Consider the following 268-nt stretch of genomic DNA (forward strand, 5'->3'; position numbering starts at 1 on the left):
AGTTGGAACAGCTCGGGTGCGCGATAGATGCGCCGAAGCAGTAGGACCTCGATGATCGCGCCGAGGATGCCGACCAAAATGGCCGTCAGCACGATGCCGCCCCAGAAGCCGAGCGCACCGCCGCTCTTGGTGGCAAGACTGTAGGCGATATAGGTCCCCAGCATATAGAGGGACCCGTGGGCGATGTTGACAATCCGGGTGACGCCGAAAATCAGCGACAGGCCGACGGCGACCAGAAACAGGCCCGATGCCGCCGACAGCCCGTTGA

At 62.7% G+C, this 268-nt stretch carries 1 protein-coding gene; it reads right to left on the reverse strand.

Features of this window, described 5'->3' with window-relative positions:
* Window positions 1-260: ABC transporter permease subunit (locus FJ988_RS30560; RefSeq protein WP_407067851.1), on the reverse strand; the 260-nt coding region annotated here is incomplete at its 3' end.
* Window positions 261-268: the final 8 nt, after the last annotated feature.

It is taken from the genome of Mesorhizobium sp. CU3 (assembly GCF_006442965.1).
Taxonomy (GTDB): domain Bacteria; phylum Pseudomonadota; class Alphaproteobacteria; order Rhizobiales; family Rhizobiaceae; genus Mesorhizobium.